Origin of the sequence: Micromonospora sp. WMMA1998 (genome assembly GCF_027497375.1) — a bacterium.
In the GTDB taxonomy this organism is placed as follows: Bacteria; Actinomycetota; Actinomycetes; order Mycobacteriales; family Micromonosporaceae; genus Micromonospora; species Micromonospora sediminicola.
On the sequence record NZ_CP114911.1, the window covers coordinates 2,152,510 to 2,165,457 of the forward strand.

Below are 12,948 nucleotides of genomic sequence, written 5' to 3' on the forward strand. Positions count from 1 at the left end.
GTACTCCGGACTTCCCGGCCGCGTCCGGCCGGCGTGGGTGACCGAAACCGACCCCGGACCCCAGGAGGTCCCGCCATGCCCGCTGACTGCTGACCACCGGCGACGACCCGGCCGCCACCGCCGCCACCCGCGCGAGCGGCCACCGATCTCGTACCGAACGGGAGTTCTCCCACATGATCGACACACCCCGGCGCGGCTCGCGCCGGATGACGTTCCTCGTCCTCGCGGCCGGCACCGGATTCTTCGCGATGCTCCAGTCGCTGATCACCCCGGTGCTGCCCACGATCCAGCACGACCTGCACACCTCGCCGAACACGGTGACCTGGGTGCTGACCGCCTACCTGCTCTCCGCGTCGATCTTCACGCCGATCCTCGGCCGGGTCGGCGACATGATCGGCAAGGAGCGGACGCTGGTGGTCTCGCTCGCCGCACTGGCGCTCGGCTGCCTGCTGGCGGCCGTCGCGCCGAGCATCGGCGTGCTGATCGCCGCCCGGGTGGTCCAGGGCATCGGCGGCGCCGTCTTCCCGCTGTCGTTCGGCATCATCCGGGACGAGTTCCCGGCCGCCCGGGTGAGTTCGGCGGTCGCCTCGATCTCGGCGGTCGTCGCCGTCGGCGGCGGGCTGGGCGTGGTGCTGGCCGGACCGATCGTGACCACCCTCGGCTACCGCTGGCTGTTCTGGATCCCGCTGGTGGTGGTCGGCCTGACCGCGCTGGCCGCGTACCGGTTCGTGCCGCCATCACCGGTGCGCACGCCGGGCCGGATCAACTGGCTCAGCGCGCTGCTGCTCTCCGGCTGGCTGGTGGCGCTGCTGCTCCCGGTCAGCAAGGGCGCCGCGTGGGGCTGGGGCTCCGGCCGGGTGGTCGGGCTGCTGACGCTGGCCGCGGTGCTGGCGGCGGCCTGGCTGGTCGCCGAGGCCCGGGCCGGGAACCCGCTGATCGACCTGCGGATGATGCGCCTGCCGGCGGTCTGGACGACCAACCTGGTCGCGCTGCTCTACGGCGCCTCGATGTTCTCCGTCTACGCGTTCCTGCCGCAGTTCGCCCAGATCCCGACCAGCGCCGGTTACGGCTTCGGCGCCAGCGTCACCCAGGCCGGGCTGCTGATGCTGCCGATGCTGGTCGGCATGTTCGCCGCCGGCCTGCTGGCCGGCCGGCTGCAGTCCCGGTTCAGCGCCAAGGCGCAGCTGAGCACGGGTGCGGCGTTCAACGTGGCGGCGGCGGCGATGCTCACCGTGGCGCACGACACCCGGTGGGAGGTCGGCGTGGCCGGCGGCCTCGTGGGCCTCGGCATCGGGTTGGCGTTCGCCTCGATGGCCAACCTCATCGTGGCCAGCGTCCCGGCCGCGCAGACCGGCGCCGCGACCGGCATGAACGCCAACATCCGCACCATCGGCGGCGCGATCGGCGCGGCCCTGGCCAGCGCCGTCATCACCGCCCACCCGCAGGCGAGCGGGTTGCCCCGGGAGGCCGGCTTCACCGCGGGCTTCCTGCTGCTCACCGGCATCTCGTTGGCCGCCGCGCTGGCCGCCCTCGCGGTCCCCTCCGGGCGCCACGCGCGACCCCGGCGGCGGGTGGGACCGGTGCCGGGCGTGCCCGGCGCGCCGGCCGTGGCGGCGGAGACGGTCGGCAGTCTGGCGCCGGTGGGCCGCTGACCCGCGTGAGTTGTTAAAAGGGGGCCCCTCCGCTGCGGAATGCGTGAAGAGGGGCCCCCTCCTTACACCTCAGCCGATGGCGGCGGTCAGCGCGGCCAGGTAGCCGTAGCGGTAGCCGCTCGCGTTCGGGTGGTACGCCTCGATCACGCCGCTGACGTCGCGGATCCACGGCTCGGCCGCGCAGACACCGTGCCCGGTGAAGTACGGCCGGGCGTCGACGAAGGTGGCCCCGGCGGCGCCGGCGCGGTCGGCGGTGACCCCGTTCAGCACGTCCGCGGCCTGGTTGAGGATGGTGCGCTTGTAGCTGCTCATGGCGAGCAGGCCGCAGTATCCGGTCTCGAACAGCCGCGGGTAGCCCAGGACCACCAGCCGGGCGTTCGGGGCCCGCTCGCGGATCGCGGCGTAGGTGGCGTCGAGTCGGCCGGGCAGCGTGGCGGTGGCGAACGCCTTGGCCCCGGCCACCGCGCTCTCACAGCTCGACGTGCTGCCGAAGCGGCAGCTGGTCATCACGTCGGCGAAGCCGGCGTCGTTGCCGCCGATGGTGATGGTGACCAGCGTGGTGCTCGCGCTGAGCTGCCCGACCTGGTTGTTGCGGACGTCGGCGGTGACCGCGCCGCCGCAGGCCGGGAACCGGAAGCTGGTGACCGCGTGCGCCGCGGCCCAGAGCGGGGCGTACGACTTCTGGCTGCGCAGGCAGGTGGAGAAGTCGTACGGCCCGGCGCCGACGCCGGAGGAGTAGGAGTCGCCCAGGGCGACGTAGTTGACGGTGGCGGCGCGGGCCGCGCCGGGCAGGAGCACGGCGCCGAGGACGGCCGCCAACACCGCGGCGAGGGCGGTACGGACGCGACGGGACATGACAGGACCTCCACGGGACAGGGGTGGTGGAGCCCGTTGACCGCGCGCGTGGCCGAGGGGTCGTGCTTGTTACTAGTCGGTAATGCTATCGAAACATTCGCAAGAATTGAATAGCCGCCGACCCAGATCTGTTTACATGCGTCGATTAGGTTGGCCGGTGCGTACACCCGACGGAGGGAGTCCCACCCGTGCGACGCGCACTCACGGCGGCGATCGCCGCCCTGACCCTCACCACCGCCGGCACCACCGTGACCGGCGCCCCCGGCCTGGCCGCCCCGACCGGACGGGGCGGCCCGCACCCCGCGGCGGCGACCCCGACGCCGGGCAGCCCCGGGCTGGGCGACAGCTACTTCCCCGACTACGGCAACGGCGGCTACGACGTCGACCACTACGACATCCGGCTGCGCTACGAGCCGTCCACCGACCGCCTCGGCGGCACCACCACGATCCTGGCCACCGCGAAGAAGGACATGTCCCGCTTCAACCTCGACTTCGCGCTCGACGTCGAGTCGGTCCGGGTCAACGGCTGGGCCGCCACGTTCGCCCGGGCCGGCGACCACGAGCTGGTGGTCACCCCGGCCCGGTCCCTGACCAAGGGCCAGCAGCTCACCGTCGTGGTGAAGTACGCCGGCGTCCCCTCGCAGACGAAGGTCTACGGCTACACCGGTTGGACCCGGACCGCCGACGGGGCGCTCGCGGTGAACGAGCCCGAGTCGGCCTGGTGGTGGTATCCGAGCAACGACCACCCGAAGGACAAGGCCACCTGGGACATCTCGGTCTCGGTGCCGACCGGTGTCGAGGTCGTCAGCAACGGCGTGCAGCCGCGCGACCCGCTGCCGGAGGCCGGCAACCGCACCCGGTGGAGCTGGCGCAGCGTGAAGCCCGGCGCCACCTACCAGGCGTTCCTGGCCATCGGGCAGTACGACATCGTCACCGACACCGCGCCGAACGGGCAGCCGGTGGTGAACGCGTACAGCACCACGCTGGGCGAGCGCGGTCCGGCGGCCCGGGCCAGCATCGAGCGCACCGCCGAGATCGTCGACTGGGAGAGCGGGCTGTTCGGCCCGTACCCGTTCGAGGCGCAGGGCGGCGTGGCCGGGCCGATCGACGGCATCGGCTTCGCGCTGGAGACGCAGACCCGACCGGTGTACGGCCCCGGCTTCTGGCGACGCGGCGCGAACCCGTACGTGGTGGTGCACGAGAACGCGCACCAGTGGTTCGGCGACTCGGTCTCGGTGGCGGCCTGGCGCAACATCTGGCTGAACGAGGGTTTCGCCTCGTACGCCGAGTGGCTCTGGTCGGAGGAACAGGACGAGGGCACCGCCCAGGAGCTGTTCGACTTCACCTACTCCAGCTACCCGGCCGACTCGGAGTTCTGGCAGGTGCTCCCCGGTGACCCGGGCGCCGACCGGATCTTCGACGACGCCGTCTACGACCGGGGCGCGATGGCGCTGCACCAGATCCGGCTGGCCGTCGGCGACCCGGCGTTCTTCCGGATCCTGCGCGCCTGGACGGCCCAGCGCCAGTACGGCAACGGCACCATCGAGCAGTTCCAGGCGCTCGCGGAGCGCGTCTCCGGTCGCGACCTGGACGCGGTGTTCACCACCTGGCTGTTCACCGCCGGCCGCCCCGAGGTGGGCGCCACCGCGCGGGCGACCTCGGCCCCGGCCCGACCCGCCTCCTGGGCGAAGATCCGGGCCGCGCACGACTTGCTCGGCCGCTGACCGGCGCCGGCCGGGCCCGCTACCCCACCGGCGGGGCGGGTCCGGCCGGACCGGCCCCGGGTCCGTGGTCCCCGCCGCGGCCGGGTACGGCCCCGGTCAGCCGGCCGCGGGCGCGGGCGTCCCGACCGGCCTCGCCGGCGTGCGGGCCGCCTCGACCGCGCGGATGTGCCGGTAGGCGAACCAGAGCGGCGGGAACGCGCCGACCGCGAACGAGAGGTCGACCAGCGTCCAGAACCACGGGATGTCCCGGATCGGGCCGCAGATCAGGGCCAGCGGCACGATGCCGGCGCAGGCGATCATTCCGACCTGGACCACCCAGACGTTGCGCACCGGGTCGCGCAGCGGCCCCCAGAACGCCACCGCCAGCACCAGGTGGGCGAACGCCAGCCAGTCGGTGCCGTAGAGCAGGAACGGGTAGTCCCGGTCGGCGGCCACCAGCCCGTCGTGGACCCGCTCGATCCAGCCGACCAGCGCCGGAAGCCGCCCGGCGAGCGGGTCGAGCGCCGCGAGCAGCCACCGGACCTCGATCTCCAGCGGGAACGCGGTCACCCCGCTGAGGAAGAGCCCCACCACGACGACCCAGAGCCAGCGGCGGATGCGCCGCAGGCGTACTTCGACGTCCATGCCCGCAGCGTAACGATGATCATCGTGCCGACGGGGCCCCGGCGGGCATGACGTGGCCCACCTCAGCGGCGGCCCGCGTCCGCCCGGGCGGCGGCCGAGGCCGGCCGAGCCGTGCCGGGACGGACCCCGGGCCGCGGCGCCGGGACCGGCCGCCCGGCCATCACGGTCGGCGCGACACCCGCCGCGACGGTCGGAGTCGGCCCGGACGGGACCGGCACGGCACCCCGGACCGGCCGCACCACCCGGACAGCGCTCGCCGCCACCCGGCGGACCGGACGACGCACCGCGACCGGCACGAGCGTGAGCCGACGGACCGGACGACGCACCGCGGGCAGCGTCCGGACCAGCCGGCGCTCGCGCAGCCGGTCCAGCGCCACCCCGGCCGCGAGCGTCGCCACGGCGCTGACCGTGCCGGCCAGCACCAGCGTCTGGCGGGGGCCGGCGTGCTCGGCCAGCCAGCCCAGCAGCGGCGCGCCCACGGCGGCGGCGACCGAGCCGGTGACCGCGAGCGCCGCCAGCACCCGCCCGCGCATCGCGTAGTCGGTGTCCAGCTGGGCGCGGGCGCCGACCGTCGTGTCGATGACCACGGCCGCCGCCGCCACCGGCAGGATCACCGCGGCGAAGCTCGCCGTGCCCGGAGCCAGCCCGGCCACGATCTGCAGCGCGCTGGCGAGCAGCCCCGCGCCGACCAGCACCGGGTAGCTCAGCTCGGCGCGGCGGGCCGCGACCAGCGCGCCGAGCACCGCGCCGACGGCGAAGACGGTGGACAGGAAGCCGTAGCCGGACGCGCCGGCGCCCAGCGGGCCGTCGCTCATCGCCGCCATGGTCACCTGGTAGTTGCGGCCCAGGCTGCCCAGCACGAACGACAGCGCCAGCGCGACCAGCACCACCGGCTGACCCCGCAGGTAGCGGAACCCGGCCCGGATGCCGCCGTCCGCCGGGCCCGCGTCGGCCGCCACCGGCCCGCCGGTGTGCCGCTCCCCCTCGCGTACGGCCAGCAGCGCGACCACGACCGCCACGAAGCTGGCCGCGTTGACCGCGAACAGCAGCGCCGGGCCGACGGCGGCGACCACCACGGCGCCCACGCTCATGCCGAGGATCCGCCCGGCCGAGTTGGTCAACGAGCCGAGCGCGAGCGCGTTGCCGAGGCTCTCCCGGTCCACCAGGGTGGACGCCCAGCGGCCCAGCACCGGCCCCTCGATCGCCGACACCGCGCCGGTGGCCAGCGAGATCGCGTAGACGGCCGGCAGACCGCCGGCGCCGGTGAGCGCGACCACGGCCAGGCCGGCGGCCAGCACCGCGTGCGCGGCCTGCGCGGTGACCAGCAGCGGCTTGGCCGGCAGGCGGTCGGCCAGCGCGCCGCCCCACACGCTGAGCAGCAGCGTGGGCAGCGCCTGGAGCAGGACGGTGAGGCCCATCGAGGTGGCGGAGCCGGTCTCCGCCAGGACGAACCAATTGACGCCGAGCACCTGCATCCAGGTGCCGGTGACCGACACGAAGCCGGCGCCCGCCCAGATCCGGTAGTTCCGGTGGCGCAGCGCGGCGAACGTGGCGCCGAGAGCCACGACGATCTCCCCCGTTGACGACAGCGACATGACGAAGGCCGGACCCTCGTGAGGTCCGGCCGGTCGCCAAGTCTGGCGGCGGAGGAAACGTCGCGGCGACAGTTGGTGGCAGGTGTCACCGGGCAACCCGGACACTCGGTCCGGGTCGGCGCGAGATCGGGCGTCCCGCCCTGGCGCGGGTGTTAAGAGGGGCCCCCTGCTCTACCGGAGGCGTTAACAGGGGGCCCCTCCTTACATCGCTCAGCGGGCGGCGAGTGGCTGCCGGGCCGGGTCGACCGGGGCGGGCAGCTCGCCCACCCCACCCAGGTACGCGTGGACGGCCGCCGCCGCGGCCCGCCCCTCGGCGATCGCCCAGACGATCAGCGAGGCGCCCCGGTGCATGTCCCCGGCGACGAAGACCCCGTCGGCGTCGGTCTGCCAGTCCTGTCGGGCGTCGACCGCGCCCCGGCCGTTGCGGGTCACCCCGAACTGGGCCAGCAGCGGCTGTTCCTCGGTGCCCTCGAAGCCGATCGCGAGCAGCACCAGGTCGGCCGGGATCTCCCGCTCCGATCCGGGCAGCGGGGTGACGATGCGCCGGCCGTCGACCTTCTCCACGGTCACCTCGGCGACGCGCACGGCGCGGACCTGCCCGGTGCCGTCGTCGACGAACTCCTGCACCGCCACCGCGAAGACCCGCTCCCCGCCCTCCTCGTGGGCCGGATAGGACCGCAGCACCCACGGCCAGGTCGGCCACGGGTCCCGCGCGCCGTCCCGCTCCGTCGGGGGCTGCGGGTAGAGGTCGAGCTGGTGTACGCCGGCCGTGCCCTGCCGGTGGGCCACGCCGAGGCAGTCCGCCGCGGTGTCGCCGCCACCGATGATCACCACGTGCTTGCCGGCCGCGTCGATCGGCGTGCCGTCCGGCAGCACGGCCAGGGCGGGCCGCCCGTCACCCGCGGCCGCCACCACCCGGTTCGCGGCCACCAGGTGCGCCATCGCCTGGTGCACGCCGCGCAGCGCCCGGCCCGGGGTGCCCGGGGTGTCCCGGCCCTGGAGCGCGCCGCAGGCGAGCAGCACCGCGTCGTGCTCGGCGCGCAGCTCGTCGGCGGTCACGTCGACGCCGACCTCGACGCCGGTGCGGAACCGCACCCCCTCGGCGGTGAGCTGGGCGACCCGTCGGTCGACGTGCTGCTTCTCCAACTTGAAGTCGGGAATGCCGTAGCGGAGCAGGCCGCCGATCGCGTCGTCGCGCTCGTACACGGTGACCGTGTGACCGGCGCGGGCGAGCTGCTGCGCGGCGGCCAATCCGGCCGGGCCGGAGCCGACCACCGCGACCGACCGACCGGTCGGCGCGGACGCGGGCCGGGGACGCAGGCCGTCCCGGGCCACCGCGGCGTCGGCGATCTCCACCTCGACCTGCTTGATGGTGACCGGCTGCTGCCCGCCCAGGCCAAGCACGCAGGCCGCCTCGCACGGCGCCGGGCAGAGCCGGCCGGTGAACTCGGGGAAGTTGTTGGTGGCGTGCAGCGACTCGACCGCCGCGTCCCAGTTGCCGGTGCGGACCAGGTCGTTCCAGTCCGGGATGCGGTTACCCAACGGGCAGCCGTCGTGGCAGAACGGGATGCCGCAGTCCATGCACCGGGTGGCCTGCTCGCGGACCAGTTCCTCGCCGGCCGGCGGGTAGACCTCCCGCCAGTCGGAGATCCGCACCGGCACCGGACGGCGGGCCGGCAGCCGCCGGTCGTAGCGCAGGAAACCGTTCGGGTCAGGCACGAGCCACCTCCTGGGCGACCACCCGGGGCGCGGGCGGCAGGGGCGCGGACGGCGCCGGGGAGAGGGCGCTCATCACCGCGTCGTCGACATCGCGGCCGGCGGCTTCGGCGGCCCGCATGATCTCCATGACCCGGCGGTAGTCCCGGGGCACCACGGCGGTGAACTCCTCCACCGCCTGCGGCCAGCGCTTGAGCAGGTCCTCGGCGACCGCCGAGTCGGTCTCGGCGAAGTGCCGCTGGACCAGCTCGTGCAGCCGGTCGCGCTCCTCGTCGCGCAGCGGCGACAGGTCGACCAGTTCGGCGTTGACCAGCCGGCGGTCGAGCCGGTGCACGAACGCGGTGCCGCCGGACATCCCGGCGGCGAAGTTACGCCCGGTCGGACCGAGCACCACCACCGTGCCACCGGTCATGTACTCGCAGCCGTGGTCGCCGAGACCCTCGACCACCGCGGCCGCGCCGGAGTTGCGCACCGCGAACCGCTCGCCGACCCGACCGCGCAGGAACACCTCGCCGCCGGTGGCGCCGTAGAGGATCGTGTTGCCGGCGATGATCTGGTCCTCGGCGCGGCGGCCGGGCTCGGCGTCGGCGCCGACGAACGGCGCGTCGGTGTCCGGCCGGACCACGATCCGCCCGCCGGACAGTCCCTTGCCGACGTAGTCGTTGGCGTCGCCGTGCAGGCGCAGCGTGACCCCGCGCGGCAGGAACGCGCCGAACGACTGCCCGGCGGTGCCGCGCAGCAGGAACTCGACGGTGTCGTCGGGCAGCCCGGCGCCGCCGAACCGGCGGGTCACCTCGCCGCCCAGCATCGCGCCCACGCTGCGGTGCTCGTTGCGCACCTCGACCTCGACCCGGACCGGGGTGCGGTCGCGCAACGCCGGGCCGGCCAGCTCGATGAGCCGGTTGTCCAGCGCCGCGTCGAGGCCGTGGTCCTGGGCGCGGACGCCCCGGCGGGCCGCGCCCTCGGGCAGCTCCGGCAGGTGCAACACCCGGCCCAGGTCGAGCCCGTGGCCCTTCCAGTGGTCGATCGCGCCGGCCACGTCGAGCAGCTCGGTGTGCCCGATCGCCTCGTCGATGCTGCGGAAGCCCAGCTCGGCCAGGTAGCCCCGGACCTCCTCGGCGAGGAAGAGGAAGAAGTTCTCCACGAACTCGGGCCGGCCGGTGAACCGCTCGCGCAGCACCGGGTTCTGGGTGGCGATGCCGACCGGACAGGTGTCCAGGTGGCAGACCCGCATCATCACGCAGCCCTCGACGATCAGCGGGGCGGTGGCGAAGCCGAACTCCTCGGCGCCGAGCAGCGCCGCGACCAGCACGTCCCGGCCGGTCTTGAGCTGGCCGTCGACCTGCACGGTGACCCGGTCGCGCAACTTGTTGAGCAGCAGCGTCTGCTGCGCCTCGGCCAGGCCCAGCTCCCACGGGGTGCCGGCGTGCTTGAGCGAGTTGAGCGGGGACGCGCCGGTGCCGCCGTCGTGCCCGGAGATGAGGATGACGTCGGCCTTCAGCTTGGCCACGCCGGCCGCCACCGTGCCCACACCCACCTCGCTGACCAGCTTGACGTGCACCCGGGCGGCCGGGTTGACGCACTTCAGGTCGTGCACGAGCTGGGCCAGGTCCTCGATGGAGTAGATGTCGTGGTGCGGCGGCGGGGAGATCAGGCCGACACCGGGGGTGGCGTGCCGGGTCCGCGCGATCCACGGCCAGACCTTGTTGCCGGGCAGTTGCCCGCCCTCGCCGGGCTTCGCGCCCTGGGCCATCTTGATCTGGAGGTCGTCCGCGTTGACCAGGTATTCGCTGGTCACGCCGAACCGGCCGCTGGCGATCTGCTTGACCGCCGAGCGGCGCGCCGGGTCGTGCAGCCGCTCGACGTCCTCGCCGCCCTCGCCGGTGTTGGACTTGCCGCCGAGGCGGTTCATCGCGATCGCGAGCGTCTCGTGCGCCTCGGCGGAGATCGACCCGTACGACATGGCGCCGGTGGCGAAGCGCTTGACGATCTCGGTGGCCGGCTCGACCTCGTCCAGCGGCACCGCCGGGCGGATGCCGGTGCGCAGCGTGAACAGCCCACGCAGCGAGCCCGCCTGCGCGGCCAGCTCGTCGACCTTGGCGGTGTACTGCCGGAACACGTCGTACTGGCGGCTGCGGGTGGCGTGCTGCAGCAGGAAGACCGTCTCCGGGTTGAACAGGTGCAGCTCGCCCTCGCGGCGCCACTGGTACTCGCCGCCGACCTCCAGCCGGTCGCTGGCCTGTGCGCCCGGCGCGGGCCAGGCCCGCGCGTGCCGGGCGGCCACCTCGGTGTGGATCTCGGCCAGCCCGATGCCGCCGATCGTGCTCGGCGTGCCGCGGAAGTAGCGGTCGACCAGGCGGGTGTCCAGGCCGACCGCCTCGAACACCTGCGCCCCGCAGTACGACGACACGGTCGAGATGCCCATCTTGGACATGATCTTCAGGACGCCCTTGCCGAGCGCCTTGACGTAGTTGCGGACCGCCTTTACCGGCTCCACGCCGGCCAGCGCACCGGTGGAGATCATGTCCTCGACCGACTCGAACGCGAGGTAGGGGTTGACCGCCGCCGCGCCGTAGCCGATCAGCACGGCCGCGTGGTGCACCTCGCGGCAGTCGCCGGACTCGACGACCAGCGCCACCTGGGTCCGGGTCTGCTCGCGCACCAGGTGCTGGTGCACCGCGGCGGTGAGCAGCAGCGACGGGATCGGCGCCAGGTCGGCGTTGGAGTCCCGGTCGGAGAGCACCAGGATCCGTACGCCGTCCTCGATCGCCTCGGACACGTGCCGGCAGATCTCGGTCAGCCGGGCCTTGATGCCGGCGCCGCCGTCGCGGATCCGGTAGAGACCGGAGACCCGGACCGCCTTGAAGCCGGGCAGGTCGCCGTCCTCGTCGATGGAGAGGATCTTGGCCAGCTCGTCGTTGTCGATCACCGGGTAGGGCAGCACGATCTGGCGGCAGCTCGCCGGGCCCGGGTCGAGCAGGTTGCCCTCCGGCCCGATGGTGGACGCCAGGCTGGTCACCAGCTCCTCCCGGATGGCGTCCAGCGGCGGGTTGGTGACCTGGGCGAAGAGCTGGTGGAAGTAGTCGTAGAGCAGCCGCGGCCGGGTGGACAGCGGGGCGATCGGGGTGTCCGTGCCCATCGAGCCGATCGGCTCCGCTCCGCTGCGGGCCATCGGGCCGAGCAGGATCTTCAGCTCCTCCTCGGTGTAGCCGAACGTCTGCTGGCGGCGGCGCACCGAGTCGTGGGTGTAGACGGTGTGCTCGCGCGGGGGCAGGTCGTCCAGCTCGATCAGGCCGGCGTGCAGCCACTCCTGGTAGGGCTGCGCGGCGGCCAGCTCGGTCTTGATCTCGTCGTCGGAGACGATCCGGCCGTTGACGGTGTCGACCAGGAACATCCGGCCGGGCTGGAGCCGACCCTTGGCCACCACGGTGGTCGGGTCGAGGTCGAGCACGCCCGCCTCGCTGCCCAGCACCACCAGGCCGTCGGAGGTGTGCCACCAGCGGCCCGGGCGCAGACCGTTGCGGTCCAGCACCGCGCCGACGATCTCGCCGTCGGTGAAGGCGACCGAGGCGGGGCCGTCCCACGGCTCCATCAGGCTGGCGTGGAAGCGGTAGAACGCGCGCTTGTCGGCGCGCATGTCCGGGTCGTTCTCCCACGCCTCGGGGATCATCATGAGCACCGCGTGCGGCAGGCTCCGCCCGGCCAGGTGCAGCAGTTCGAGCACCTCGTCGAAGTTGGCCGAGTCCGACGCGGCCGGCGTGCACACCGGGAAGACGCGGCGGATGTTGCCGGGGATGCTCGGGCTGCGCAGCAGCGCCTCCCGGGCCTGCATCCAGTTGCGGTTGCCGCGGATCGTGTTGATCTCGCCGTTGTGCGCGATGAACCGGTACGGGTGCGCCAGCGGCCAGGACGGGAACGTGTTGGTGGAGAAGCGCGAGTGCACCAGCGCGACGGCGCTGACCACCCGCTCGTCGGTCAGCTCCGGGTAGAACGCCGGGAGCTGGTCGGGGGTGAGCATGCCCTTCCACACCATCGTCCGGCCGGACAGCGACGGGAAGTAGGCCGGCACGCCCCGCTCGGCGGTCTCCCGCTCGACCTGCTTGCGCAGGCAGAACGCCACCCGGTCCAGGTCGAGCCCGGCCAGCGGGGAGCCGGCCGGGCCGGCCGGCGAGTCGGTCAGCCGGTGCGCGGCCACGAAGAGCTGCCGCACCCGGGGCATCGCCGCGAGCGCGGTCTCGCCCAGGCCGGACGCGTCGGTCGGCACCTCGCGCCAGCCGAGCACGTCGGCGCCCTCGACCAGCGCGTACTTGTCCACCACCTGGCGGGCGCGCGCCTCGGCCGCGTCGTCGTCGGGCAGGAACACCAGGCCGGTCGCGTACTGGCCGGCGGGGGGCAGCGGGAAGTCGACCACGGCGCGCAGGAACGCGTCCGGCACCTGGATCATGATGCCGGCGCCGTCACCGGTGTTGTGCTCCGCGCCCCGGGCGCCCCGGTGGTCCAGCCGGCAGAGCGCCCCGAGGCCGTTCGCGACGACCTGGTGCGAGCGCCGCCCGTGCAGGTCGGCCACGAAGGCCACGCCGCAGGCGTCGTGCTCGTACGCGGGGTCGTAGAGCCCCGTCGTCCGTGGGGCCGGCTGCGGGCTGAGAGGGTACGGAAAGGCCACCGGGCCTCCTGTCGTCACTCAGGTTGGATCATGGTGGGGACGACGTCGGCCCTCTGGGGTTTATTGAGTCTACGTTAGGGCGTGCGGCGCAAGGCCAGTTCAGATTGATCACACTTCCA

General features: G+C 73.9%; 7 protein-coding genes. 2 read left to right on the forward strand and 5 right to left on the reverse strand.

Annotated elements, in window-relative coordinates:
- Positions 1-173: 173 nt before the first annotated feature.
- Positions 174-1,652: an MFS transporter gene (locus tag O7600_RS09310; RefSeq protein ID WP_281593247.1), complete on the forward strand. Its 1,479-nt coding sequence runs from the start codon at positions 174-176 to the stop codon at positions 1,650-1,652.
- Between the two features lie 69 nt (positions 1,653-1,721).
- On the opposite strand, the gene O7600_RS09315 is transcribed toward O7600_RS09310, so the two are convergent.
- Positions 1,722-2,507, reverse strand: coding sequence for an SGNH/GDSL hydrolase family protein (locus O7600_RS09315; protein ID WP_281593248.1), 786 nt, complete (start codon positions 2,505-2,507; stop codon positions 1,722-1,724).
- Between the two features lie 188 nt (positions 2,508-2,695).
- Here O7600_RS09315 and O7600_RS09320 point away from each other — a divergent pair, with 188 nt between their 5' ends.
- A complete protein-coding gene (locus tag O7600_RS09320) occupies positions 2,696-4,231 on the forward strand; it encodes a M1 family metallopeptidase (RefSeq protein ID WP_281593249.1) in 1,536 nt (511 codons plus the stop codon).
- Positions 4,232-4,327: 96 nt separating this feature from the next.
- On the opposite strand, the gene O7600_RS09325 is transcribed toward O7600_RS09320, so the two are convergent.
- The 4 genes from O7600_RS09325 to gltB all read right to left on the reverse strand — a co-directional run bounded on the left by O7600_RS09325 (position 4,328) and on the right by gltB (position 12,829).
- On the reverse strand, positions 4,328-4,855 hold the full coding sequence (locus O7600_RS09325) for a hypothetical protein (protein ID WP_281593250.1): 528 nt from the start codon (positions 4,853-4,855) through the stop codon (positions 4,328-4,330).
- A 62-nt stretch (positions 4,856-4,917) separates the two neighbouring features.
- Positions 4,918-6,450, reverse strand: a complete 1,533-nt coding sequence (locus tag O7600_RS09330) for an MFS transporter (protein ID WP_281593251.1) — start codon at positions 6,448-6,450, stop codon at positions 4,918-4,920.
- A 210-nt stretch (positions 6,451-6,660) separates the two neighbouring features.
- Positions 6,661-8,169 carry a glutamate synthase subunit beta gene (locus tag O7600_RS09335; RefSeq protein ID WP_281593252.1) on the reverse strand — a complete coding sequence of 503 codons (1,509 nt, stop codon included), beginning with the start codon at positions 8,167-8,169 and terminating at the stop codon, positions 6,661-6,663.
- Positions 8,162-12,829 (reverse strand): glutamate synthase large subunit, encoded by a 4,668-nt coding sequence (gene gltB / locus O7600_RS09340; protein WP_281593253.1) that lies wholly within the window; start codon positions 12,827-12,829, stop codon positions 8,162-8,164. Before gltB ends, O7600_RS09335 begins: the two co-directional genes overlap by 8 nt.
- Positions 12,830-12,948: the final 119 nt, after the last annotated feature.

What these genes read in the sequence shown, in the direction of transcription:
- O7600_RS09310 (WP_281593247.1), top strand. Translation starts at nt 174, where the DNA reads ATGATCGACACACCCCGGCGCGGCTCGCGCCGGATGACGTTCCTCGTC.
- O7600_RS09315 (WP_281593248.1), bottom strand. Translation starts at nt 2,507, where the DNA reads ATGTCCCGTCGCGTCCGTACCGCCCTCGCCGCGGTGTTGGCGGCCGTC.
- O7600_RS09325 (WP_281593250.1), bottom strand. Translation starts at nt 4,855, where the DNA reads ATGGACGTCGAAGTACGCCTGCGGCGCATCCGCCGCTGGCTCTGGGTC.
- O7600_RS09330 (WP_281593251.1), bottom strand. Translation starts at nt 6,450, where the DNA reads ATGTCGCTGTCGTCAACGGGGGAGATCGTCGTGGCTCTCGGCGCCACG.